Source organism: Sphingopyxis sp. JAI128 (assembly GCF_014207235.1).
Taxonomy (GTDB): domain Bacteria; phylum Pseudomonadota; class Alphaproteobacteria; order Sphingomonadales; family Sphingomonadaceae; genus Sphingopyxis.
The window spans coordinates 249,663-273,866 of sequence record NZ_JACHDA010000002.1 but is presented as its reverse complement, the minus strand read 5'-3'; the positions used below and the strand labels follow the sequence as shown (position 1 = coordinate 273,866).

At 63.7% G+C, this 24,204-nt stretch carries 19 protein-coding genes; 13 read left to right on the top strand and 6 right to left on the bottom strand.

Annotated features, from left to right (window positions below; all coding sequences use genetic code 11):
* Positions 1–213 precede the first annotated feature (213 nt).
* Positions 214–471 (top strand): hypothetical protein, encoded by a 258-nt coding sequence (locus tag HDC35_RS05210; protein WP_184644402.1) that lies wholly within the window; start codon positions 214–216, stop codon positions 469–471.
* 95 nt (positions 472–566) lie between these two features.
* On the opposite strand, the gene HDC35_RS05205 is transcribed toward HDC35_RS05210, so the two are convergent.
* Positions 567–959 carry a response regulator gene (locus tag HDC35_RS05205; RefSeq protein WP_184644400.1) on the bottom strand — a complete coding sequence of 131 codons (393 nt, stop codon included), beginning with the start codon at positions 957–959 and terminating at the stop codon, positions 567–569.
* Between the two features lie 156 nt (positions 960–1,115).
* On the opposite strand from HDC35_RS05205, the gene HDC35_RS05200 reads away from it, so the two are divergent.
* Complete coding sequence (locus HDC35_RS05200; protein WP_184644398.1) at positions 1,116–2,699, top strand: PAS domain S-box protein; 1,584 nt, start codon at positions 1,116–1,118, stop codon at positions 2,697–2,699.
* A gap of 485 nt (positions 2,700–3,184) precedes the next feature.
* Here HDC35_RS05200 and groL read toward each other — a convergent pair whose 3' ends face one another.
* Together groL and groES are read right to left on the bottom strand one after the other, a co-directional pair.
* Entirely contained in the window at positions 3,185–4,804 is a 1,620-nt protein-coding gene (groL, locus tag HDC35_RS05195) for a chaperonin GroEL (RefSeq protein ID WP_184644396.1), read from the bottom strand.
* 47 nt (positions 4,805–4,851) lie between these two features.
* Positions 4,852–5,166, bottom strand: a complete 315-nt coding sequence (gene groES, locus HDC35_RS05190) for a co-chaperone GroES (RefSeq protein WP_184644394.1) — start codon at positions 5,164–5,166, stop codon at positions 4,852–4,854.
* A gap of 261 nt (positions 5,167–5,427) precedes the next feature.
* On the opposite strand from groES, the gene HDC35_RS05185 reads away from it, so the two are divergent.
* Positions 5,428–5,655, top strand: a complete 228-nt coding sequence (locus HDC35_RS05185) for a hypothetical protein (protein WP_184644392.1) — start codon at positions 5,428–5,430, stop codon at positions 5,653–5,655.
* Positions 5,652–5,921: an usg protein gene (locus HDC35_RS05180; RefSeq protein WP_184644391.1), complete on the top strand. Its 270-nt coding sequence runs from the start codon at positions 5,652–5,654 to the stop codon at positions 5,919–5,921. Before HDC35_RS05185 ends, HDC35_RS05180 begins: the two co-directional genes overlap by 4 nt.
* 67 nt (positions 5,922–5,988) lie before the next feature.
* Here the strand turns inward: HDC35_RS05180 and HDC35_RS05175 are convergent, their stop codons facing one another.
* Positions 5,989–7,278, bottom strand: a complete 1,290-nt coding sequence (locus HDC35_RS05175) for a sodium:proton antiporter (protein ID WP_184644389.1) — start codon at positions 7,276–7,278, stop codon at positions 5,989–5,991.
* Between the two features lie 466 nt (positions 7,279–7,744).
* On the opposite strand from HDC35_RS05175, the gene HDC35_RS05170 reads away from it, so the two are divergent.
* Positions 7,745–9,013 carry a DUF2254 domain-containing protein gene (locus HDC35_RS05170; protein ID WP_221438131.1) on the top strand — a complete coding sequence of 423 codons (1,269 nt, stop codon included), beginning with the start codon at positions 7,745–7,747 and terminating at the stop codon, positions 9,011–9,013.
* Between the two features lie 195 nt (positions 9,014–9,208).
* On the opposite strand, the gene HDC35_RS05165 is transcribed toward HDC35_RS05170, so the two are convergent.
* Positions 9,209–10,231, bottom strand: coding sequence for a mannose-1-phosphate guanylyltransferase (locus tag HDC35_RS05165; protein WP_184644387.1), 1,023 nt, complete (start codon positions 10,229–10,231; stop codon positions 9,209–9,211).
* Positions 10,232–11,196: 965 nt separating this feature from the next.
* Here HDC35_RS05165 and HDC35_RS05160 point away from each other — a divergent pair.
* From HDC35_RS05160 to HDC35_RS05140, 5 genes are all read left to right on the top strand, one after another.
* On the top strand, positions 11,197–11,856 hold the full coding sequence (locus tag HDC35_RS05160; RefSeq protein ID WP_311770717.1) for a dienelactone hydrolase family protein: 660 nt from the start codon (positions 11,197–11,199) through the stop codon (positions 11,854–11,856).
* Positions 11,857–12,053: 197 nt separating this feature from the next.
* Positions 12,054–12,848 (top strand): DUF1206 domain-containing protein, encoded by a 795-nt coding sequence (locus HDC35_RS05155; protein WP_184644385.1) that lies wholly within the window; start codon positions 12,054–12,056, stop codon positions 12,846–12,848.
* 64 nt (positions 12,849–12,912) lie between these two features.
* The gene (locus HDC35_RS05150) at positions 12,913–13,188 is read left to right on the top strand and encodes a hypothetical protein (protein ID WP_184644383.1); all 276 of its coding nucleotides are present in this window, start codon (positions 12,913–12,915) and stop codon (positions 13,186–13,188) included.
* Positions 13,189–13,884: 696 nt separating this feature from the next.
* Positions 13,885–16,260 carry a TonB-dependent siderophore receptor gene (locus tag HDC35_RS05145; RefSeq protein WP_184644381.1) on the top strand — a complete coding sequence of 792 codons (2,376 nt, stop codon included), beginning with the start codon at positions 13,885–13,887 and terminating at the stop codon, positions 16,258–16,260.
* 16 nt (positions 16,261–16,276) lie between these two features.
* Positions 16,277–17,545 (top strand): aminotransferase class V-fold PLP-dependent enzyme, encoded by a 1,269-nt coding sequence (locus HDC35_RS05140; RefSeq protein WP_311770716.1) that lies wholly within the window; start codon positions 16,277–16,279, stop codon positions 17,543–17,545.
* Between the two features lie 266 nt (positions 17,546–17,811).
* Here HDC35_RS05140 and HDC35_RS05135 read toward each other — a convergent pair whose 3' ends face one another.
* Entirely contained in the window at positions 17,812–18,795 is a 984-nt protein-coding gene (locus HDC35_RS05135) for a LacI family DNA-binding transcriptional regulator (protein WP_184644376.1), read from the bottom strand.
* A gap of 190 nt (positions 18,796–18,985) precedes the next feature.
* On the opposite strand from HDC35_RS05135, the gene HDC35_RS05130 reads away from it, so the two are divergent.
* From HDC35_RS05130 to HDC35_RS05120, 3 genes are read left to right on the top strand one after another with little or no spacing between them, the layout of a single operon-like run.
* Entirely contained in the window at positions 18,986–21,475 is a 2,490-nt protein-coding gene (locus HDC35_RS05130) for a TonB-dependent receptor (protein ID WP_184644374.1), read from the top strand.
* Between the two features lie 7 nt (positions 21,476–21,482).
* Positions 21,483–22,853, top strand: coding sequence for a hypothetical protein (locus tag HDC35_RS05125; RefSeq protein WP_184644372.1), 1,371 nt, complete (start codon positions 21,483–21,485; stop codon positions 22,851–22,853).
* On the top strand, positions 22,850–24,175 hold the full coding sequence (locus tag HDC35_RS05120; RefSeq protein WP_184644370.1) for a glycoside hydrolase family 1 protein: 1,326 nt from the start codon (positions 22,850–22,852) through the stop codon (positions 24,173–24,175). Before HDC35_RS05125 ends, HDC35_RS05120 begins: the two co-directional genes overlap by 4 nt.
* Positions 24,176–24,204 lie beyond the last annotated feature (29 nt).

Sequence of the window (24,204 nt, the reverse complement as noted above, 5' to 3'; positions counted from 1 at the left end):
CCACGGCGCCGCAGAGGCGAGCCGGTTGATCTCGATCAACATGAATTTTCCGCTAGCACCGCCCAAATCTGATAGAGAGACGCGACAGCGGAGCCAATATGGTCCGCATCCTTTGGTTTCGGCAAATTGCCACCTACAGATTTCTGCGTACGGTGTGCCAATATTTCGTGCCGGGAGCAGGGTCGCGCTCGCTCACGGCGGGAAGGAGCTACGGTGCGCCTTTATCATCTCGTTCTCTTGGAAGGCAGCGAAGCGGACCCGCGCCGCATCGAATTCCGGGCCGACGATCCCTATCAGGCGTTTCAGGCTGCGCTCAACGAACGCAGAAGCAGCGAGGTCGAGCTCTGGGATGGCGACCGGCTGCTCGTCAGGATGAGCAAGACCGAGGCCAACCTCTGGAAACTCCACGGCACACCGCCCGGCGATGCGAAGGCGCCGCCATCCTCCCAGCCCGGGTCGGGGGCAGCTTGACGAGCGACTTCGCACGGCGCGCGCATGCCGGTGCAAGGCGGGCGACGGCCGGACAGCGCGATGGCGTGAGCAAGCCTGCGGCTCCATAGCCGCGATCAGTGCGGCCGCCCATCCTGATCGCCGCACAGGCCGAGGCATGCCTCGACGAGCGCGCTCATGAGAACGGGCTTCGAAAAGAAAATGCTTCCCTCGACCTGCCGGTCGGCGAGCGGCACATTGGCCGAGGCATAGACAACGCCGCCGGCGGGGTGGTCCCGCCGGTAATCTTCGGCCAACGACCAGCCATCGAGCGCTCCTGCGAGACGGATATCGGTTACCAGCACCTGCGGCTGGACTTCCGCCATCAGGAGCAGGGCCTGCTCGGCCGACTCGGCTTCCACGACGACAAAGCCCGCGGTTTCGAGTGCCGAGACGATATCCATACGAACGAGCCATTCGTCTTCGGCAACGAGCGCGGTGCAAGCCGCTGAGGTAAAATTGTCCGGCAACTTGTTCTCGTGGTTCCTGAAGAGCGTTGAACGATGGCGCCGCATGGGAAGTGGGTTGGCGCTCGGCGATGTGTCGGCGGAACGCATCAGGCGTTCAAGGGTTTCTTCGCAAATCATATTCCCGTTTCGGGAGGCGCCAGGATGGGGGGCTAATGGATGCAGGCCGGTCAAGTGATCGAACCGCAAACCGGAGACGACCGGCTTGCGCCGAGCGGGTCGAATTTCGAAAGCGGCGCGCATCTGGCCGCGCTTGTCGAAGGATCCGACGATGCGATCGTCAGCAAGGATCTCGACGGCATCATCACCAGCTGGAACCCCGCCGCCGAGCGCATGTTCGGCTATAGTGTCACCGAAATCATCGGCCAGTCCATCCTCACGCTCATCCCCGAAGAGCGGCGTAGCGAAGAAACCGCGATCATCGAGCGCATCAAGGCGGGCGAGCGTGTCCAGCCGTTCGAAACGGTGCGCCGCCGCAAGGACGGGAGCCTCGTCGATCTCTCGATCACCGTGTCGCCGGTTCGGCGACCCGACGGCACGATCATCGGGGCCTCGAAGATCGCGCGCGACATTACCGAGCGCAAGGCCATCGACGCGCAGCTTTCGCGCCAGGCGGAGCGGCTGAGGCAGCTCAACCGCGCAGCGCAGCTCGTCTCGCAGGACCTCGACCTCGAGCGCATCGTGCAGGCGGTGACCGACATTGCGACCGAACTCAGCGGCGCGCGCTTCGGTGCCTTTTTCTACAATGTCCTCGACCAAGCGGGCGAAAGCTATCAGCTCTTCTCGCTCTCGGGCGCGCCGCGCGAGGCGTTCGAGCGCTTCGGAATGCCGCGCAACACGGCCGTCTTCGATCCGACCTTCCGCGCCGAGGGCACGATCCGGTCCGACGATATCCGTCTCGATCCCCGCTACGGCCAGAGCGAGCCGCATCACGGCATGCCGAAAGGACATCTGCCCGTCGTGAGCTATCTCGCCGTTCCTGTTGTCTCGCGGTCGGGTGCTGTGCTTGGCGGCCTTTTCTTCGGGCATGACGAGCCCGGCATGTTCAGCGCCGAAGTCGAGGAACTGGTCGGGGCGGTCGCCGCGCAGGCCGCGGTCGCAATGGACAATGCCCATCTCCACGAGGCGGCGCGGGTCGAGATTGCGGCGCGCGCGCGGGCGGAGGAACATCTTCAGCTCACCCTCGCGGAAATGCGTCACCGGGTGAAAAACACGCTCGCGATGGTGCAGGCGATCGCGGCGCAGACTTTCAGGGAAACCCCGTCCGCCGAGCGCCAATCGTTCGAGGCCCGGGTACGCGCCTTGTCCGAAGCGCACGATCTGCTGACCGAACGTCATTGGGGCAACGTCTCGGCGGGTGAAATGATCGAGCGCGCGCTCCACGCTTTCGACAAGATGAAACCGGGACGCATCGCTGCTTCGGGACCCGATGCCGAGCTTCCGGCGTCGCGCGCCTTGCTCGCGGCGATGGCGCTCCACGAACTCGGCACCAATGCGGTCAAATATGGCGCTTTGTCGGGCGATGCCGGCACAGTCGATGTCCGGTGGGACATCGTGAACCACGACAGCCGCGACCGGCTGCGCCTCCGCTGGCAGGAGCAGGGCGGCCCGCCGGTGGCGCCGCCGCTTCGCATCGGTTTCGGCACCCGCATGCTCGAGCGGGCGCTGCGCGGACAGGGGGGCAGTGCCGAGATCGAGTTTCGTCCCGAAGGCGTCTGCTGCACGCTCGACTTTCCTGCCTGAAGGCGGAAGATGCGTCGATCGCTGTCGGCACGCGGCGATGCTGGCGGCGCACGGGAGAGTGAGCTGGGGCACCGTCGATGGCCGGGATCGTATCACGTCCCCAAAGCCCCTATAATTGTGAAGCTGTTGCAGCTCACATCAAGCGCCTGTTGTCGGCGACCAATCGGCGTCGTCAGTCCTGTTGCCCAATCACGTTGCGGGCACCCGGAGTTCCTCGTGTGCGGAGTCCTCCTCAGTGGCGCGAGAGATTTCGGCCCAGGTCTTCTTGGACGGCGTCCCAGAACGCGATTTCTTCGTCATTGCCGCGCTCGCGCGCCCACCGAGCCTGACGGGCGACAAGGAAGGCGGCTTGCCTGCCGTGCTGAAGCTTGATTTGCACTGCGCAGCTTCGAACGCTTTGTCCGCCAAAGGGCATAACGTATCTCCCTCATTCTCCTTCTCGCCAAGACGTGGGAGGACGGCGAAGATCGCCGCCCTCCGATTGCTTAGAAGTCCATCGCCGGCATCGGCGCGGCCTTCTCTTCCTTCGGCAGCTCGGCGACGAGCGCCTCGGTGGTGATCAGCAGCGAGGCGACCGACGCGGCGTCCTGCAGCGCGGTGCGCACGACTTTCGCCGGGTCGATGACGCCGGCCTTGACGAGGTCCTGATACTCGCCAGTCGCGGCGTTGAAGCCCCAGCTATACTCCTCGCTTTCGAGCAGCTTGCCGACGATCCATGCGCCGTCCTCGCCCGCATTGTCGGCGATCTGGCGCGCCGGCGCGCGCAGCGCGCGGCGGACGATGTCGATGCCCGACTGTTGGTCGTCGTTCGCGGCCTTGAGGCCTTCGAGCGCCTTCAGCGAGCGGAGCAGCGCGATGCCGCCGCCGGGAAGAATGCCTTCCTCGACCGCCGCGCGCGTCGCGTGGAGCGCGTCGTCGACGCGGTCCTTCTTCTCCTTGACCTCGACCTCGGTCGCGCCCCCGACACGGATCACCGCGACGCCGCCCGCGAGCTTGGCTAGCCGCTCCTGGAGCTTCTCGCGGTCGTAGTCGCTCGTCGTCGTCTCGATCTGCTGGCGGATCTGTGCGACGCGGCCGTCGATGTCGGCCTTCGCACCGACGCCGTCGACGATGGTCGTGTTGTCCTTGTCGATGACGACCTTCTTGGCGCGCCCCAGCATGTTGATCGTCACACTCTCGAGCTTGATGCCGAGCTCTTCGCTGATGACATTGCCGCCGGTGAGGACCGCGATATCCTCGAGCATCGCCTTGCGGCGGTCGCCGAAGCCCGGCGCCTTGACGGCCGCGACCTTGAGGCCGCCGCGCAGGCGATTGACGACGAGCGTCGCCAGCGCGTCGCCCTCGATATCCTCGGCGATGATGAGCAGCGGCCGGGCCGATTGCACGACGCTTTCGAGAAGCGGCAACATGGTCTGCAGGTTCGAGAGTTTCTTCTCGTGGATGAGGATGTATGGATCGTCGAGCTCGACCTTGAGCTTCTCGGCATTGGTGATGAAATAGGGGCTGAGGTAGCCGCGGTCGAACTGCATGCCCTCGACCGTTTCGAGCTCGGTCGCGAGGCTCTTGGCTTCCTCGACCGTGATCACGCCCTCATTGCCGACCTTCTCCATCGCTTCGGCGAGGATGCGGCCGACCTCTTCGTCGCCATTGGCCGAGATGGTCGCGACCTGCGCGATCTCGCTGTTCGCCTCGACCGACTTGGCATGCGCCTTGAGGTCCTCCACGACTTTGGTCACCGCAAGATCGATGCCGCGCTTGACGTCCATCGGGTTCATGCCGGCGGCGACCGCCTTCGAGCCTTCGCGAACGATCGCCTGGGCGAGCACGGTTGCGGTCGTCGTACCGTCGCCGGCTTTGTCGTTCTGCTTCGAGGCGACCTCGCGCAGCATCTGCGCGCCCATATTCTCGAACTTGTCGACAAGCTCGATTTCCTTCGCGACGGTCACGCCGTCCTTGGTGATGCGCGGCGCGCCGAAGCTTTTCTCGATCACGACATTGCGGCCCTTGGGGCCGAGTGTGACCTTCACTGCATTCGCAAGCGTATCCACGCCACGCAGCATGCGATCACGCGCGTCCGACGCAAATTTCACTTCCTTGGCAGCCATTTCTACCTCCTTATTGATGCCCTTTCAGTTGCTGGATGGATGCGGTGTCATGCCGCCTTTTTGAGCGCCGCGGCCTGCTCGATCACGCCGAGGATGTCGCTCTCCTTCATGATGAGCAGGTCCTCGCCGTCGATGCGCACCTCGGTGCCCGACCATTTGCCGAACAGGATGCGGTCGCCGGCCTGGACGTCGAGCGCCGTGACCGTGCCGTCTTCGGCGCGGGCGCCCGGGCCGACGGCGACGACTTCGCCTTCCTGCGGCTTTTCCTTGGCGGTGTCGGGGATGATGATGCCGCCCGAGGTCTTTTCCTCGGCTTCGATGCGGCGGACGACCACACGGTCGTGCAAGGGACGGAAATGCATGCATAACCTCCATGTTGCATAACGATATGATACAGACCGCGCGCCTGTCCGGGACGCGCGGCGCCGATGAGCTAGGAAGCGGAATTTTTTGCTTCAAGAGGGCCGGCGAAAAATTTTTTGATGACGGCTCTAGCGAGAATCATATGCCGCTTTTCAACGGCCCGAACCCTCTTGACTCGACTCGCTTCGCTCCCAAAATCTGTCCTGCGGCGCCTTGCCGCACGGCGAGAAAGGAATGACGACAAGGAAGGAGGCACGATCATGTCCGAGCCATTTTCCCGTTTTCTTCACCCCTTTGACGTGGCGCATCACCCGAGCCTCGAGCCCGAGGTCAAGCGCGCTCTTCTTGCATCCTGGGCATCGGATCGTGCGTCGGTCCGCAATAAGCCCGCGCTCCGCAAGCCGCCCGGCGCGCGCCGTGCCGTGCCGGTCGACGATGTGCTCGCGGCGCTCCGCTCGCTCGACGGCGGCGAGGCGCGTGCGCCATGACCGACCGGGCGCTGATCGCGCAGTTGGATGGTTATGGCCTGACCACCGCCGAGATCCATTATTACCGGCCCGATCATCCCTCGCTGCTCCAGCTGTACGTCTGGCAGGATTATGATCTTCCGCCGGACTTTCCGGTGCTGTTCGATTTTCTGGCCATGTGGCGACGCCAGATCGAAGCCGCGCTCCATTCGGTACGGATTGCGCATGACGCGTTGATCGGACCCGCCGAATGGCGCGCGGCTGATATCATCCGGGCGATCGACTGACAGGGCAGGGGCGCCGCCGCGTGCCGGACGCTTCACGGCGCTGTCGGAGCGGCACGGATCAGCCCGATTATCGCCCCGTCTGAGCTGACGATGCCAGTTCCGCCGCTGTTCCGCGGCGCTTAATTGCGCGCCCGATCGTGCCGCCTTGGACGATGACCGAGAACAGCACTGCGATGTAAGTGGCCGCAAGGATATAGGGCCGCTCGGGGGTATCGGGCAGGCCAAGCGCGAGCGCGATCGAGATGCCGCCGCGCAATCCGCCCCAGATCAGCGTGATAGGTGCCAGGCGGCCAAGCGACAGAAACGGCCGCATCGCCGTCAGCGGCAGCAACACGGCCGCACCGCGCGCCACCAAGATGAGCGGGATGGTCAGGAGACCCAAAAGGATAAGCCGCGCGTCGGAAGGGATGGTCACCACTTCGAGACCGATGAGCAGGAACAGGAGCGCGTTCAATATGTCGTCGATCAGCCCCCAGAATTTGAGGAGATAGTCGCGCGTCACGTCGCTCATTGCGTGGGCGACACCATGATTGCCGATGATGAGCCCGGCCACCGCCATCGCCACCGGTCCGCTGATATGCAGCTGGCTAGCGAGCGCGTAGCCGCCCATGACGACCGCGAGACTGATCATCACCTCGGTCTTATAATCGTCGATCGACCGCATGGCGCGAAACGCGACCCATCCGGTCACGAGACCAAGCAGGATGCCGCCTCCGGCCTCGAGAGCAAACATCGAGAGGCCCTGGGACAGCGACAGCGCTTCGCCGCTCATTGCCGCAGACAGAATGATCGCGAATACCACCACACCGACTCCGTCGTTGAAGAGGCTTTCGCCTGCAACTGTCGCCTGAAGCATCGGCGGCACATCGGTCTCGCGCATGATCCCCATGACCGCGACGGGATCGGTGGGACTGATCAGAGCGCCGAATAGCAGGCACCAGATCAACGGGATGGCAAAACCCGCAAGTCCGGCAACGAACTGAAAGCCCACCCCCACGATAATCGTGGAAATCAGGACGCCGATGGTGCTGAGCACGAGAATGGGCCAGCGACCGCGCCGCATCTCGCTCCAGTCGACGTGCAACGCGCCGGCGAACAGCAGGAAGGACAGCATGCCGTCCATCAGCGCCGAATGAAAATCGATCCCGGCGATGAAGGCGACAATATCGCCGGCGACCGAACTTCCAGGGAGCACGCGATCAAGTCCAACGACCAGCAAGGACGCAATAGCGCCCATTACCGTCAGGCCGATGCTTGTCGGAAGGCGAAGGAAACGATGGTTGGCGTAACCCAATGCCGCCGCGAGTACGATCAGGATCGCGGCCGCATCAAATGGCGTGATCGCGAGTCCGTCCATGTCTATTCCCCTGCGCCTGCCGGCGATGACCCCGTTCTTCAGATGTTCGACCGGAAGTTCGCCTATGCCGGATGATTAGACAGCCTGTCACTGTGAAGATCAACGGTCATCGCCAATACGTTAACGATCCATCTGGTTGACCAAGCGGCGTTCGCAGCCGTCGGTTTACCCACCGACAGCCCGCTGGCGATCATGGGCGGTCGTAGCCTCGCCGTGTCGTTATTTCTGCAGATTCGGGTCCCAAGCGCGAGGACTCGACCCCGCTGGCGGCGCTCCCGACAGGCCGAGGACGGGAACAATTTCGCGCTGGGGGCATTCCGAGGCTGTTCCTTGCGGCAATGAGGGGGCTTCAAGACGTGCGTTTTCAAGATCAGTTTCCCAAGCATCGCGCCGATCGTATGCAGCGAGCGCGACCGCGTGGAAGCGGGCGACCGCGACTTTTCACCGGCGGTCTCGAGCTGTGGCCATGAGCGACGGCAACATATCCATCATCGGCCGCACGACTTGGCTGCTCCGGCAGTTCAAAAAGCAAATCTGGGTCCGCGCCACGATGTTCAGCCTGGCCGCGGTGGGTACCGCATTGCTGGCGGCGGTCGCCGGGCCTTATATACCCTACGACATCAACCTCACTTTAGCCGCAGGCTCGGTCGACAATATTCTCAATATTCTCGCCGCCAGCATGCTTGCGGTCACCACATTCTCGCTTTCGATCATGGTATCGGCCTATTCGGCGGCGGCGTCCAATGTGACGCCGCGATCGACCAAGCTGCTTCTGGGCGATTCCGTCGCCCAGAACACGCTCGCGACCTTCGTCGGAAGCTTCCTGTTCAGTATCGTCGGCATCATCGGTGTGGCCGCCGGTGTGTATGGCGACCAGGGACGCGTCATCCTGTTCGTCGCAACGCTGGCTGTTCTCTTCATCATCACCGCGACCTTGCTTCGCTGGATCGAGCAATTGGGCAAATTCGGCCGCGTCGGCGATACGATCAAGCGCGTCGAAAAGGCAGCGCGGGGGCCTGCCGAGCAATGGGGCGGTTTGCCGAGGCTCGGCGCCCGCACGTGGACGCCGGTCCCCGAAGGCGCCGCCCCCGTCGTCTGCCGCGTCACAGGCTATCTCCAGCATATCGACATGTCGGCGCTCAACGACATCGCGACGGATTATGACGTGACGATTCATATCGCGGTTCTACCCGGATCGTTCATCCATGGCGTACGAAAGGTGGCGCACGTCTTTCCGGCGCAGGGTTCCGAGTGCCGTGAAGCGATCGCCGCTTGTTTCACGGTCGATACCGATCGCGAATATGATCAGGATCCGCGCTTTGGACTGATCGTTCTGTCGGAGATCGCGTCGCGGGCTTTATCGCCTGCCGTGAACGACCCCGGGACAGCAATCGAAGTGATCGGCGCAGGCTTGCGGGTGTTCCAGGCCTATTCGGATGCTCGCGCCGATCAGGAACTGCCATGTTTCGAGCGGCTGTACGCGCGCGATCTGGAAACAAGCGATCTGTTCGACGATTTCTTCAATCCGATCGCGCGCGACGGCGCGGCGCTGATCGAGGTCCAGTTGCGGCTCCAGTTCGCGCTCGAGGCGCTCGCTAAGGGGAATCCCGCCCTTTATTCCGCCTGTGCGCGGTATCATGCCAAGCTCGCCTTCGACCGGGCGGCCGATGCCTTGGCCAGCGCGCATGACCGGAGCCATTTGACGCACCGCGCCGATTGGATCGAGGCGGCTTAGAAACTCGATCCGCGGGCGCACGCTTTTGATGAATATCCCGACGTATCGCTGGAGGAGTGGCATCGGGATCGGGGCCGCTGGTTCATTAGCGCGCGCATCGCTGCCAGGCCTTACTGGAGGGTCGGTCGGGCGCCGCCCCGTCGACTGGATGTCATCCGCAGCAGGCCTTTGAAATGCGACCGCTTTCTCAGCGCCTCAGCCGCGCGCACTCGCCGCGGCACGGACATCCTGCGAGCGGTCGAGCGGCATGACGAGAATATCGTCCCCGTCGACGATGACCGCCACATTCTCCATGCCGACGAGCGACACGCGCTTGCCGGGCGCGCGAACGAAGCATCCGCGGCTGTCATAGGCGAAGAGATCGTCGGTGCACGCATTGCCGGCCTCGTCGCATCCGGCGATCGCGTGGACGGCCTGCCAGCTGCCAAGGTCCGACCAGCCCATCGAAACCGGAACGACGGCGACGCGGTCGTCTTTTTCCATGACGGCATAGTCGATCGAGTCCGCCGGCGCCTGTTCGAACTGTTCGCGCGCCGCGAGTACGGCGTCGCCATCATGCACGGCATTCGCGGTGGCGGCTTCGGCAGCGCGGTATATTGCGGGGCAATGGGCGAGCATCGCCTCGCGCATCCGGCCGGCCTCGAAGAGGAAGATGCCGGCGTTCCAGCTATGGCCGCCTTGCCGCAGCATGGCTTCGGCCTCGGCGAGCGGCGGCTTCTCGACGAAGCGGGCGACCGCGTAGCCGGCGTCCCCCAGCGCGACTCCGCTCGCAATATATCCAAAGCCGGTGTCGGGGCGGTCGGGAGTGATCCCGAACGTGACAAGCCAGCTATCGCGAGCGAGGTCCGCCGCCTTTGTAATCGCGGCGCGAAAGGCTGGGACGTCGGCAATGATATGATCGCTCGGCATCACAAGCAGCAGGGTGTCATCGGTCGCCGATGCGACTGCGAGCGCGATCGCTGCCGCGGTGTTGCGCGCAGCGGGTTCGACGATGAGCCTGATCCGGCGTCCTCGCGATTGCTGGCGGACCATGTCGACATGCGCGGCGCCGCAGACGACGAGCGGTGCAGCGAAGCCGGGACCTGCCGCGCGGTCGAGCGTGCGGGCAAACAGGCTGTCTTCGCCGACGATGTCGAGAAATTGCTTCGCGCGCGCGCCGCGCGATGCGGGCCATAGGCGGGTACCGGCCCCGCCGCACAGGATGACGGGCTGGATCATCGGTCGTTCCCGCGTGGGATCTCGATGCCGAAATCATCGAAGGGGGAAAAGGGGGGTCGGTCGCGCCCGATACAGGGTGCGGCCGGAGGCAAAGAGGGGGCGACTGGATGGGGTGACCCGATCATGTTCCCGTGCTGGAAAATATCCTGCATTGCTGCACCTTGCTGCCGACCCTTCGGCCGGCGGGTCATGCGCTCGAAAGCGCTGTGCCAATCGCGTGGCCGAGGGCTAAGATTCTACCAAGCCCAACACCCGGCAACAGGCGGGGTTGCAGCGCCGAAGTCATACTGTGCCGGAATGCGGACCTCATTTAACCCAGGTTATGTCGATTTTTGAGGCCGGACCAGGTTCGGAGGTATTTGCTCACCGATTTCGGGACCCTGCCCGGTCTGTCGATCATGACAGGAAATCTATGGCGCGGGTGCTGCCTTCATCTTCGCGACGTCCGCATTTCACAAAGTCGAGGGCGCGCCGTTTCTCCTCTATTGCGACCACTTCATCCGAACGAGCGAGCGAACGGGCGAGCACATCATCTCGATCCGGCTCGACCGCCTCGAGACATTCACGGCGCGCCTGTCTTTCGTCCGCGCGGGCCGGCGAGCGCTGCCCACGACCAATGTCGCGACCGTCGACGGCGATCGCCCTCGGCCTTGCAGCGAGACGGGCGATCGCATCGATTATGTCGTGCCGGCCGCCGGCCGGCTTATCCTGAGTTGGAACGAATGATCGCGAATAGCGGCCGAATGGTTCCTCACGCCCGAACGTCGGAAGCGTTATAGCGTGAGAATCGAGGGGCGCGCAAAAGTGCCTGCGTTTGCCTGTTCCGATCGCGGTCCCCCCGGACCGGCGCATACAGCCACGGGTGGAAAACCGTGAACCGGATTTTTACAGGGGCTTGGTGAACCTTGCGGGGCCGCCGGGCGATACCACTTGGCAAATCTTGCCCACAATGATGAAGGAATGCCGTGTCCAGGATCGTCAATGGCGCCAGCTTGCAGCCCCGTTCTGGCGCGGCCCCGAAGAATATCGTGCTCCTGCTTCACGGGTTCGGATCGAGCGGTTCGGACATGATATCGCTCGCGCCGCCGTGGCAGGACGCGCTCCCCGATACCTTGTTTCTGGCGCCGCACGCACCGCAGCGCTGCTCGATGATGGGGACAGGTTATCAATGGTGGGGTCTGTCGGGTTTCGCGCCGTCGGCATTGGCTGCAGGCGCCGCAGCAGCAGCGCCCGCGATCGACGCCTTCATCGACCGGAAGCTCGCGCAATATGATCTCTCCGAGGCCGATCTTGCCCTCGTCGGATTCAGCCAGGGTACGATGATGGCGCTCCAGATCGGGCTGCGGCGGCCGCGCCCCGTTGCCGCGATCGTCGGCTATTCGGGCATGCTCGCGGGCGCGGCCGACCTTGGCCATCGCGTCTCCACGCCGCCGCCGGTGCTGCTGGTGCATGGCACAGCCGATCCCGTCGTTCCGATCGCGGCCCTTCACCTGTCGGAAAGCCAGCTTACGCGGCTGGGGGTCGAGGTGAAGACGCATATCTCTTATGGCGTCGGGCATAGCGTCGACCCCGTCGGTCTTCGCGCCGGGCGCGATTTCGTGGCCGATGCCTTTGCGCGAAGCTGAGGTCTGGAGCTGCGCGCTTCGATCCCGAAAGCAACCTTCATCGCTTTCGGACCTTTGCGGCGTTATGCCGATTGTGAGGCGGCCGGGAAGGGCACTGGCCCCGGTGGGGTCTTGACGGTTTTCGCCTGGTCGCGCGGGCGGGAGGAACTGCGCCGGGCGACGAGCGTTCGCTTGCCGGGACCTTCTTGAGGATATTCATGATGGACAGGCTCGCACGCCTTGAGACTTTCGCACGGACGGGATGGTTCGCGCGCGGCGTGGTTTATTGTCTGCTCGCGTGGATCGCGCTCACCGGTTCGGCGGCCACCGATGCCAGCCCGCAAGCGGTGTTCCGGTCGGTTCGCGACATGCCGGCCGGCACGATGCTGCGGGTCCTGCTAGCTATCGGGCTCGCGCTTTACGGCGCCTATCGCCTTTACGGCGCGGCGCTCGACAGCGAGAACAAAGGCAAGGATGCGAAGGGCGTCGCCGTGCGAACCGGCTATGCCGCGAGCGGCGTCGCCCATTTCATTCTGGCTTGGGCGGCGCTTCCCCTCGCGATCGGCGAGGGCGCCGAGAACGACCGCGAAAAGGAAGCGGCAGTCATGCTGCTCGACCTGCCGCTCGGCGGCGTGCTGCTTGGGGTCGTCGGGGCGGGTTTTCTCGCGGCGGCTGCGAAGCAGGCGATCGGGGCATGGACCAGAGAGTTCGCCCGGGATCTCGATGCGGGTGCGCCCGCATGGGCCGTGCCGGTCGGGCGCGCAGGGCTTGCGGCGCGCGCCGTCGTCTTCGCCGTCATCGGCGTCTCGCTCGTGCGCGCGGGATGGTTCGGTGCGGCCGGCGAGGTCAAGGGGCTCGGCGACGCGCTCTCGGCGCTCACCGACAATCCGACTCTTTATCTGCTCGTTGCTGCAGGCCTTTTCCTCTTCGGCATCCACAGCTTCGTCGAGGCGCGCTGGCGCCGCGTTCGCGACGAGGACATGATCGCGCGCATCGTGGCATCGCGGCGATAATCGCGCGGTGCAACCCTCTTGGACGTGCTGCGTTAGCGAGACAGTCATCAGAGGGAGAGTTTCGATGAAAAAGCTGTTCGTCACCCTGGCCGCCACATCGGCACTGGCGCTCGGCGCCTGCCAGAGCCCCGCCGCCGACAAGGTCGAGGACCAGGCCGAAGCCAAGGCCGACGCGATCGATGATCAGGCCGATGCCATGCCCGAAGGTCCCGCCAAGGAAGCGATGGAACAGAAAGCCGATATTGTCGAAGAGCAGGGCGAGGAAAAGGCCAATGCGATGGACGACAATGGCGAAATCGCCCCGTCCGAAACCGGCGTCGGCGATACGCAGAAGAAGTAAAACTGCCTTCCCTAAGGGCAGGGTGGAGGGCGCCGGTCACCGGCGCCCTTCGTCGTGATCAAACCTCGATCCCGCGCTCGCGAAACCTGTTGCCGAAGCCATCTGCCGTATTGGGCGTGCCGTGCATCGTCTGTAGATAGGGGCCTTGTGGTTCTTCGCATGGAGCGACAGCCGCTGCCAACTCGTCGCGATCGGTATCGACGTGTCGCTGTCGTTCTTTTCGTGCTTCAATCTCAGTTGGTCGCCTTCGCGGTTTGGGGGGGCCGGTATTCATCATGTCCGACCGGCGCACGGCGGCGTGCAAGAGCAGGGCAAAGGCAAGTCGCTCGCGAGCGCCGACGGGACATCTCTTTTCATATGCGGCGGTTTCCTCGTCGGTCCAGGGCAAAAGCCGTTCCGCGCTTTTGCGGCGGGCCAGGCGGCGGACGGGGTTTCGGCTTGTCGAGGCAGCGTCCGCCCGGACTTCAGGATGCGCGCCGTCCGGCCATCCAGCTTTTGATTTCCGATTCACGCCATGCGACGCACGCCCAGATCGTCGAATCAATCGATGATGTTTCGACTGTCCCGGCGGTCATCTGCCCATGGGCAGCTCGGCCCCTCTGCATGCATATATAGACACCTGTTTGTCACAATGAATTCTTAGGGCGCGACGGCAATCAAAACATAACTCTCCCCGTCGAGATCCAAGGAGCATCCATGAAAAGTCTCACCGCCTGCGCGCTTGTCGCGCTGCAATTTGCTGCGCCTGCAACGGCCTCTGCCCAAGAGGCGGCTCCGATCGATACCGAAAGCGCCGAGGGCGAAACGATCATTGTCACCGGCACGCGCGACGCGCGGCGGACCCAGTTCGACACGTTGGCGCCGATCGACGTCCTGTCGGGCCGCGCGATCGACAGCAGCGTATCGAACGACCTGTCGGATACGCTCGCCCAGCTCCTGCCCTCGTTCAACGTGCAGCGCCTGCCGGCGGCAGACGGTCAGGCGTTCGTCCGTCCGGCAACGCTGCGCGGCCTGTCGCCCGACCAGACGCTCGTTCTCGTCAACGGCAAGCGCTATCACCGCTCGGCGCTGCTCGGCACGCGCGGCGCGCAGGCGGCCGATCTTGCGACGATCCCCAACCTTGCAATCAAGCGGATCGAGGTGCTGCGCGACGGCGCGTCGGCGCAATATGGATCGGACGCGATCGCGGGTGTCATCAATATCATTCTCGATGACCAACCCGGCATGGCCGCCTTCGGCCAATATTCGAGCTATTATGAAGGCGACGGCCAGAGCTATCAGACCGGCGGGCAGGGCGGCGTGGCGCTTGGCGACCGCGGAACGCTCGTCTTTACCGGCGAATTTGCGAAGTCCGATGCGACCTCGCGCACGCGGCAGCGGCCGGACGCCGAAGCCTTCCAGGCGGCAAACCCGGATATCGACGTGCCCAACCCGGTGCAACGTTGGGGCCAGCCGGACCTCAGGTCGGTGCGCGGCAGCGTGAACGCCCACTATGAAATCGCCGACCGCGCGACGCTCTATGCGTTCGGGACGATGACCAACGGGGAGGGGGTCACCGACTTCAACTGGCGCAACCCTGCGGGCACCGCAAATGTCTATAATCCGAGCACGGCGTTCCCCGGCTTCAGCTTCACAAGTCTTTATCCCGCCGGCTTTACTCCGCGTTTCGGCACCGAATATGACGATTTCCAGACCGCGGGTGGTCTGCGAGGCGAGGCTGGCGATGCCTTCACCTATGACCTCGGCGCGTCGCTCGGCCGCAGCCGCATCAACTATAATTTGAGCGAGTCGCTCAATGCTTCGCTTGGCCCCGACAGCCCGACGAGCTTTTATCTCGGGCGCTTGCGCCAGCGCGAGTTCAACCTGAACGCCGATTTCGTCTACCGCTTGCCTTTGGGACTGATCGAGCCCGCGAACATCGCGTTCGGCGCCGAGCGGCGCAAGGAGACCTACGCGATCCGGCCCGGCGATCCGGCCTCCTATGCGATCGGACCGGGCGCGGCGACGGGACTGGCGCCGAACAGCAACGGCTTTCCGGGCTTCAGCCTGCTGAATACGGGGGAGTGGTCGCAGACGAGCTACGCCGGTTATGTCGATGTCGAGGTCAGACCCGCCGAAATGCTGACGCTCGGCGCGGCGGGGCGATATGAGGATTTCTCGGCCTTTGGCGACACGTTCAATTACAAGCTTTCGGCGCGGCTCGAACCTCTTGGCGGTGTGGCGCTACGCGCAACCTGGTCCACGGGTTTCCGCGCGCCCACACCCGCGCAGCTCAATGCGGTGAGCACGACGCAGGGCCTCGACACCACGACACTCCAGATTTTCAATACCGGTCGCTTGTCGCCGTCCGATCCCATCGCGGTCGCCCTGGGCGCGAAGCCGCTGACGCCCGAAAAGTCACGAACGCTGACCGCCGGATTGACCTTCCAGTCGGATTTTGGGCTGACGGGCAGCGTCGATCTGTATCAGATCAAGCTGCGCGATCGCTTCGGCCAGTCGAGGACCTTTGCGGTACCCGCCGACCTTCCCAATCCGCAGCGCTTCACGGCGGTCACCTATTTCACCAATGATTTCGATACGCGCACGCGAGGGATCGATGTCGTGCTTGCCTATGCGCGCGACCTGGGTCCGGGCAAGGTCGATCTTAGCCTTGCCTATAATTACAACCAGACCCGGGTGACGAGCGGCACCAGCGCGTCGATCGGCAACGAGACGCAGCGGATCCTGTTCGAAGACCGCTTGCCCAAGCATAATGGCACTGCTTCGCTGGGCTATACGATCGGCCGTTTCGGATTGCAGGGCCGCGCGCGCTATTACGGCGCGTGGACCGACGTCAGCGGGAATGCGACGGGCGACATCTTCCAGCGCTTTGGATCGATGGTGATGTTCGACCTGTCGGCGAGCGTCCAGTTGAACGATCATCTGTCGATCCGCGCGGGGGCCGAGAATATCTTCGACACCTACCCCGACGAGGCGACCAACCAAGCAGTGCGCGGGCTCATCTATTCGCGAAACGCCCCCTATGACACCGACGGCGGCCAATATTATGTCCGCCTCGGAATCAATTTCTGACGCGAAGGGAGCGGGCGTGGAGCTCAACCGGAGGCAGATGCTGATGGGCGCCGCGGCGGCGCCGGTGGCGGGGCGGCTGGACGCTGCGCCGCTGCCGGCGGGCGCGCGGTCCGACGACGAGACCTATTGGGCGAAGGTTGCGGCGCAGTACGATGTGATCCCGGACATCATCCAGCTCGAGAACGGCAATTGGGGCATGATGGCGCGGCCCGTGCTCGAACAATATGAAGCCGCCGTCCGGCGCGTGAACCGTGCAACGAGCTATTATGCCCGCCGCGGACTTTTCCCCGATCTTCTCGCGGTGCGCGCGCGCGTCGCGGCGAAGCTGGGTGTCGCGCCCGAAGAAATCGCCTTTACGCGCAACGCGACCGAGGCGCTAAAAGCGCTCATCGGCGGGTATAACCGGCTGCACGCCGGGGATGCGGTGCTTTACGCCGACCTCGACTATGACAGCATGCAGGCGTGCTGTGACTCGCTGGAGAAAAGCCGCGGCGTCGATGTGGTGCGCATCGCGCTTCCGGAACCCGCGACGCATCAGGGACTGATCGACTGCTACGAAGCCGCGCTCAAGGCGAATCCCCACGTCCGACTGATCCTGCTCACCCACCTCAGCCACCGGACCGGCCTCGTCGTTCCGGTCCGCGAAATCGTGGCGATGGCGCGCGCGCGGGGCGTCGATGCGATCGTCGACGCGGCGCACAGTTGGGGGCAGCTAGACTTTTCGCTACCCGATCTCGACGCCGATTTCGTCGGGCTGAACCTGCACAAGTGGATCGGTGCTCCGCTGGGCGTCGGCGCACTCTATATCCGCAAGGCGAAGATCGACCTGATCGACCCCGATATCGCCAACGAGCCGCCATTTGCCGCGACCAGCCAGGCGCGCGTCCACACGGGCACGGTCGATTTCGCGGCACAGCTCACCGTTCCTGCCGCGCTCGATTTTCAGGACGCGATCGGCGATGCGGCGCGCGCAGCGCGCCTGCGCTATTTGCGCGATCTCTGGGCAGAACCGCTGCGCGGGACGCCGGGGATCGACATATTAACCCCGGCCGATCCTCGTTTGCACGGCGGTATCACATCTTTCCGTCTCACCGGCCGCATCAGCGAAGCGGACAATGTCCCGGTCGCCAAGCGTCTGCTCGACGATCACCGGATATTCTCGGTGCATCGCACGGGGCCGGCGCGCGGCGCGTGCGTTCGGATCACGCCGGCGCTATTCAATGGGCGGGGCGATGTGGACATGCTCGCAAAGGCTATCACGGCGTTGGTCTCGTCGAAGTACTGAATGGCAAATATTTTCGGGAACAGCCGCTAGAATTCTCGGTCAATGGCTCGGCCAGCAGGCGAACGCGTCGATCAAGCGCCTGATCTTGGACATTCCGATGGATCGCGCGTGTCACCTGCAAGCGGACGCTCGCCAATTGGCCGGTGAGCGGCAATTACGCACCTCGCTTCGAATGTTTGGTTCGTCCGGTCAACTATCGCAAAGCCGCCGCCCAGCTTCTGCGCCATTGTTCGTTCCTGGGCGGATGATTTCCCCGTCCGGCCCGATTATGTCTGCCTCGCGACAAGCAGGGTAGGCAATATCGCGGGTCGCGGACGACTTCCGTCCAGAGTCTGCATCAGCTTTTCGACCAGCAGCGCCCCCGCCACGCCAGTCTGCTGCGCTATGGTGGTGATGGCCGGGGTGAAGTGCGCCGCAGGCGGGATATCGTTGTAGCCGACGAGCGAATAGTCGCGCGGCGTCAAATGTCCCTCTTTGCTGAACGCGCCGATAACTGCCATCGCCGCGGTATCTGAGAAGGCGAAGACTGCGTCGGGGGGATCGACACAGGCTTTCAGATAGGCGTTTGCCTGATCGTGGATTGCGGAAAAGGCCATGGATTCAATCGAAAGAACGTCGATCTTGATACCTTGGTTCGCCTTGGCGACGGCCTGCAACCCTTCGAAACGCAGGCGAATTTCCTCATGCTGACAACTGCCGACGAACAGCCAGCGGCGGCGGCCATGTGCAAGGAAGCGTTCGCCCGCCAGCCGCCCGCCCAAGTCATTGTCGCTGCCGACTGCACAGTAGCTGCTCGTCTTGCTGACTGCGCCCCATACGACCATGGGAATATTCTTGCGCGCGACCTTTTGCAGCAGGGCATCGCGAGTGCCCTGTCCCAGCACGATAAAGCCGTCGGCGCCGCGCGATTGATAGAGATCGACAAAGCCCTCGACCGTGTCGAGTCCCGATGGCGAGAGCAGCAGATCGAGATCGCGCACCGATAGAGCTTCCGAAATGCCGGCGAGCAGTTCGAAGATGAAGGGGTCTCCGATTGCGCCTTGCCGGTGTGATCCGAAATCGAGCACGACTGCGATTGCGTTGGCGCGTTCGCGCCGCAGATTTTGCGCGTGACGATTGAGGGCATAGCCCTGTTCGCGCGCGACCGCGAGCACGCGCTCACGCGTCTCGGCATTGACGAGCGGACTACCGCTCAGGGCGCGTGATACGGTTGGCTTTGAAACTTTTGCAATGCGCGCAACGTCTTCCATCGTCGGTCGCGTCGAGCGTGGTATCGCAATCCTATCGCTGTTCTGTGCCACCATACGCCGTTCATATGGCACAGGTGCCCCGTGCGCAATGCGCGATCACGGTATCATGAAACTTGTTGTTGAAATGCATTTCATAAAAAACTATCAAATAGGCGAACGGGCGGCATAGCTCGTCGAGGGAGGATGATCGATGGCAATCACGCGCAAGTTTCTGATGTCGCTTTACTGGGGTGCCGCGCCGTTGGTGCTCGTGGCCGTTCCGTCGCCGGTCCTGGCGCAGGATGCGCCGCAGGTCGATTCGTCCGGGGGTGGTCTCGACGAAATCATCGTAACGGCACGCCGCGTCGACGAACGCGCGCAGCAAGTGCCGATTGCGATCACCGCCTTCAGCCAGGAAAGCCTGCGCGAAAAGGGCGTCAACAACGGCACCGATCTCCAGAATTTCACACCGTCGTTGTCGGTCCTTGGCGACGTCGCACGCAATCAGGAAACCTATTCGATTCGCGGCATGGGCGGCAACGGCGGCCCGGGCACGGGCAGCGGGCCCGGGGTTGTCGGCTATTTCGCCGAAGTTCCGACAAGCGTCAGCGGTCCGGGCAGCTTCTATGATCTCGCCTCGCTGCAGGTATTGAAAGGGCCGCAGGGCACGTTGTTCGGCCGCAACACCACTGGCGGTGCGGTGCTGCTCGAGCCGGTGCACCCGAAGATGGGCGTGGTCGAAGGCTATGTCGACCTGACGCTTGGCAGTTACGATCGCCGCAGCGGGCAGGGAGCGCTCAATATTCCGCTCGTCGATGACGTGCTGGCGATTCGGGTCGCCGGACAGTTCGACAAGCGCGACGGTTACGTTCGCGATGCCGTCACCGGCTTCGACTATCTCAATCGCAATAATTATAGCCTGCGTTTCGGGCTACAGTTCAACCCGACCGAGACGATTCGTAGCTACACGTCGGTCAGCTATGTCGATGTGAAAGAGCATGGCGGCGGCAGCATCCTGCTCGCGGTCAATCCCGCCCGTCCCTATGCGGCGCTGCTTCAGCCCTATCTGATCGAACAGCAGGCGCGGGGGGTTCGCAGCACCGCGCTCAGCGTCCCGACGCGCGAGGTGGCGAAGAACTTTCTTGCGCTAAACAACACCGAATTCGACCTCTCGGACAGGCTGACGCTCAAGAATGTCTTCAGCTATGCCCGCACGCGATCAACGAGCGCCACCGACCGCGACTCAACGCCGCTGCCGATCGCCGACCTGCTTGGCGCCTATCCCGGAAGCTACAACAACAACCTCCGGACGATTACCGAGGAACTGCAGCTTCGTTATGACGACGGGACGCTGCGCATCCAGGCGGGCGGCTTCTTCCTCGACCAGAAGACCCCGTCGCCGCTGACGTTTCAGACCGTCAACCCGATGCAGCAGCTTGGCCTCCTTGGCGGCGGCCCGCTGATCCTGCCTCCCGCGCTCCAGGCCGCGCTGGGTCTTCCTACACCGCTTGTGCCGGCGCTCGGCCTGCAGCCGACCGCGCATGTCGATGGGCGCAGCAAGGCGGTTTATGCGCAGATGCAATATAAGCTTACGCCCGATCTTACTGCGACCGCGGGCTTCCGCTGGACATGGGATCGTTTCGGCGGCGATATCCAGGCGTATCAGGACCCGCAAAGCTATGAGGTCTTCAACCGGCTTGCCGCTCTCGGGGTGATCACACCCGCACAGGCGGCGCAGGTGATCGGCCTCAATGCCAATCTTTGCACCTATGACGCGTTTCAGGCAGTAGCCGCCGGCGGCTTCCCGAGCCTCTATTATCCCAATTGCACGACGCCGACCTTCAGCGGCAAGAGTGATGGGCCGACATGGCAGATCGGCCTCGACTGGCAGGCGAATCCCGAAACCTTGCTCTATGTCGTGTCGCGGCGCGGCTACAAATCGGGTGCGAGCAACCCGATTGTATCGCTGTTTCTAGGCCAGCAGCATCCGCTGTTTGCAGTGCGCCCCGAGCAGGTGACCGATCTCGAAGTCGGGGTGAAGAAGGACTGGGATCTTGGCGGTGAGGCGAAAGCGCGGACCAACATTTCTGCCTTCTATACCTGGTATAACGACATTCAGGTGATCCAGCGGGCGTCGATCGCGGGTTCGGACATATTGACCAATGCCGAAAAGGCGCGGGTGATGGGGCTTGAATTTGAAGGCCAACTCGTCCCGGTGCGGGGGCTGACGCTGAGCGCGGTCTATTCTTATAATTCGGCGAAATATCTAAAATATGATTCGATTGCGATCCCGGCAATTCCGCAGGCACTGACTGCGGCGCAGCCGAGCCGCGACCTGTCAGGCACGCCTTTCTCGTTCGTGCCTAAGCACAAGTTCAGCCTCAACGGGCGGATCGACCTGCCGGCGGTCGAAGGCGTGGGCGAAATGGCGTTCAACGCCAACTGGACCTATCAGTCGAGCCAGCGCGTGACGCCCGAAGCGCAGCCGTTCGACACCATCGCGGGCTATGGTCTCGTCAACCTGCGGTTCGAGTGGAACAATATGTTCGGCGCCCCCGTCGATGCCGCGATCTTCGGCACCAACATCTTTGACAAGGAATATCGGGTCACCGCCAATCCGGGCTATAATAATTCGGGTTTCATCAATTCGATCTACGGGGAGCCGGGGCAATATGGCGTGCAACTCCGCTACCGCTTCTGAACGCGCCATGGTGACGCGTTCGGTTCTCTCGCTTCTTCTCGCCACGGCGATCGGGCTTTCGGGGCCGGTGCAGGCGGAGCAGACAACTGCTCCCGCCACTCCGACGGCCGCCTTTGCTCCCGACACCGCGCAGGCAGCACTTCTCGCCAAGGCCCGCCGGGCGGGTGCGACCGATTTGACGACCCGTCCTGCGCCGGAGGGCGGGATGATCGTCAACGGCCGGATCGAGGGCCGCGCCTTCGTGCTCGCGATCCCGGCGAACTGGAATCGCGAGGCGGTGCTGATCGGGCAGGGCTATGCGGTGCCCGACTCGCTCCCGAAGGTGCCTGACGACCCGACCGCACCGTCCGAAAGCGGCGGCGCGCTGCGGCATATTTATGACGAAGGCCTCGCGGTTGGCGTCGCGGCGTTCGACAAGTCGGGGATTGCAACCGAAAGCGGCGCGAAGAATGCGATGCGGCTGCACGGGCTGACAACGCGGCTTGGTGCCAAGCGGCATTATGCCGTCGGCGGATCGATGGGCGGCAGCATCGTGCTGGCGCTGATCGAACTCTATCCAAAGGCTTTTGCGGGAGCGGTGTCGATGTGCGGCGTGACCGAGGGGTGGCGTCCGCTGATCCAGCAACTCGCCGATACGCGCGCCGCATATGACTTGCTGACCAAAGGCACGCCCTATGCATTGCCCGGCGCGCACGACCTGACCCGCTCGGGGTTGCCGACTGCGCCGCCTGCGGGTGACTCGACGGCGGGCGATGCGTTTCGTGGACAACAGCAGATGCGGGTCCTGATGCCTATTTTCGCGCTCTTTCAGGCCGCAAAAGCAAAGCCCGACGGGGCCGAGGCGCGGATCATCCGTCAGGTTGCGGCGGTTGGTGGCTTTGCGCCCGATCCCGCGGCGATCGGTGCACCCATTTATGCTGCGGTTCTCGGCATGGACGACATCGTCGCGACGATGGGGGGATTGCCGATCGACAATAGCGTAAAAATCTATGCGCCGCCCGAGATGAGTGCCGAAGAGGCTGCCGATTTCAACCGCCGCATGCAGCGCTACACCGCCGATCCGCGCGCGGTCGCTTACGCCCGGCAATGGCACGAGCCGACCGGAAAATTTCGCGTGCCGTTGGTCACCGTCCACCAGACGATCGACTCGCTGGTCCCCTTCTCCCAATCCGAGGGGCTGGGGCGAGCCGTAGCAGCGGCGGGCAATGGTGCGCGGATCGCGCAATACGCCGTGCCGCCGACGAAAATGCCGCTGCCCGGCGGTTTTGAAGGCTATACCCATTGCGGCTTTTCTCCCAAGCAGAACGCCGATGCCTTCGACGCGATGCGGGCGTGGGTGCGTACGGGCCAACGTCCAGGACCGGACGCGGTGCGATGACCGGCGGCCAGTCCTCGCTCGACCGGCGGCAGATGCTTGGCTTCGGCGCGGCGGCGGTCGCAGTGGCTGCCGCTAGCCCGGTGCGCGCCGCGCCGACTGTCCACAACTTCCTGTGGGGCGTCGCGACAGCGGGGCACCAGGTCGAGGGCAATAATAACAATGCCGACATCTGGCTGCTGGAGCAGGTGCAGCCGACTATTTTCGCTGAGCCGTCCGGAGATGCCTGCGACAGCCTGCACCGCTGGCGCGAGGATGTGGCGATCGTCAAGGCACTGGGCCTCAATTGCTATCGCTTCTCGGTCGAATGGTCACGTATCGAGCCTGCGCCGGGGCAGTTCAGCCAAGCCTATCTCGATCATTATGCACGCATCGTCGATCACTGCCGCGAGCAGGGGCTGGCGCCAATCGTTACTTTCAACCATTTCACGACGCCGCGCTGGTTCGCGGCGGCCGGTGGGTGGGAGAACAGGGACGCACCGGATCTCTTCGCCCGCTACTGTGACAAGGTGTCGCGCGCGATGGCTGCTGGCATGAGCCATGCGCTGACCTTCAACGAACCCAATCTGGCGCTTGGCGGTCGCTGGTCGGCCAATCCGCCGCCGCCCGCCTTTCTCGACAAGGTGGCCGCTTCGGTCGCGGCGGCGGCGCGGGCCTGTGGCTCGGATCGCTTCTCGCTGCTTAATGCAGGCGATCCGATGCCGATGATCCCCGGCGTCACCGCCGCGCATGTCAAGGGCCGCGAGGCGATTCGAGCGGTGCGTAGCGACCTGCCGATCGGGCTCAGCCTTGCCATTCCGGACAATGTCGCCGTCGTGAAAAACAGCGCGATCGAGCGCAAGCGCGCCGACATATACGAACCCTTTTTCGCGGTGACCGACAAGGATGATTTCATCGGCGTTCAGACCTATGGCCGCGCCTATGTGGGAGCTGAGCGCGATGTCGAAATCCCGGCGGACGTCCCGCGGCGGCCCGGCGGCGGCGAATGGTTCCCCGCCGCGATCGGAAATGTCGTGCGCTATGCACATCGGGCGACCGGCCTGCCGGTACTGGTGACCGAAAACGGCATCGACGCGGCCGACGATTCCGAGCGCGAGCGTTTCATTCCTGAAGCGATCGCCTCGGTCGAGGCGGCGCGGAAAGATGGCGTGCCGGTGCTGGGATATATCCACTGGTCGCTGCTCGACAATTTCGAATGGCTATCGGGCTACGGCCCCAAATTCGGCCTTGTCGCGGTCGATCGCCAGACGTTCAAGCGCACGGTCAAGCCCAGCGCAAAACGCCTCGGCGCGATCGCAAAAGCCGGTGGAACTCGCGTCATTTGAATGCAACCGCATCTTTCCTGTGGGGAGCC

What these genes read in the sequence shown, in the direction of transcription:
- HDC35_RS05200 (WP_184644398.1), top strand. Translation starts at nt 1,116, where the DNA reads ATGCAGGCCGGTCAAGTGATCGAACCGCAAACCGGAGACGACCGGCTT.
- groL (WP_184644396.1), bottom strand. Translation starts at nt 4,804, where the DNA reads ATGGCTGCCAAGGAAGTGAAATTTGCGTCGGACGCGCGTGATCGCATG.
- groES (WP_184644394.1), bottom strand. Translation starts at nt 5,166, where the DNA reads ATGCATTTCCGTCCCTTGCACGACCGTGTGGTCGTCCGCCGCATCGAA.
- HDC35_RS05185 (WP_184644392.1), top strand. Translation starts at nt 5,428, where the DNA reads ATGTCCGAGCCATTTTCCCGTTTTCTTCACCCCTTTGACGTGGCGCAT.
- HDC35_RS05180 (WP_184644391.1), top strand. Translation starts at nt 5,652, where the DNA reads ATGACCGACCGGGCGCTGATCGCGCAGTTGGATGGTTATGGCCTGACC.
- HDC35_RS05175 (WP_184644389.1), bottom strand. Translation starts at nt 7,278, where the DNA reads ATGGACGGACTCGCGATCACGCCATTTGATGCGGCCGCGATCCTGATC.
- HDC35_RS05170 (WP_221438131.1), top strand. Translation starts at nt 7,745, where the DNA reads ATGAGCGACGGCAACATATCCATCATCGGCCGCACGACTTGGCTGCTC.
- HDC35_RS05165 (WP_184644387.1), bottom strand. Translation starts at nt 10,231, where the DNA reads ATGATCCAGCCCGTCATCCTGTGCGGCGGGGCCGGTACCCGCCTATGG.
- HDC35_RS05155 (WP_184644385.1), top strand. Translation starts at nt 12,054, where the DNA reads ATGATGGACAGGCTCGCACGCCTTGAGACTTTCGCACGGACGGGATGG.
- HDC35_RS05150 (WP_184644383.1), top strand. Translation starts at nt 12,913, where the DNA reads ATGAAAAAGCTGTTCGTCACCCTGGCCGCCACATCGGCACTGGCGCTC.
- HDC35_RS05145 (WP_184644381.1), top strand. Translation starts at nt 13,885, where the DNA reads ATGAAAAGTCTCACCGCCTGCGCGCTTGTCGCGCTGCAATTTGCTGCG.
- HDC35_RS05135 (WP_184644376.1), bottom strand. Translation starts at nt 18,795, where the DNA reads ATGGAAGACGTTGCGCGCATTGCAAAAGTTTCAAAGCCAACCGTATCA.
- HDC35_RS05130 (WP_184644374.1), top strand. Translation starts at nt 18,986, where the DNA reads ATGGCAATCACGCGCAAGTTTCTGATGTCGCTTTACTGGGGTGCCGCG.
- HDC35_RS05125 (WP_184644372.1), top strand. Translation starts at nt 21,483, where the DNA reads ATGGTGACGCGTTCGGTTCTCTCGCTTCTTCTCGCCACGGCGATCGGG.
- HDC35_RS05120 (WP_184644370.1), top strand. Translation starts at nt 22,850, where the DNA reads ATGACCGGCGGCCAGTCCTCGCTCGACCGGCGGCAGATGCTTGGCTTC.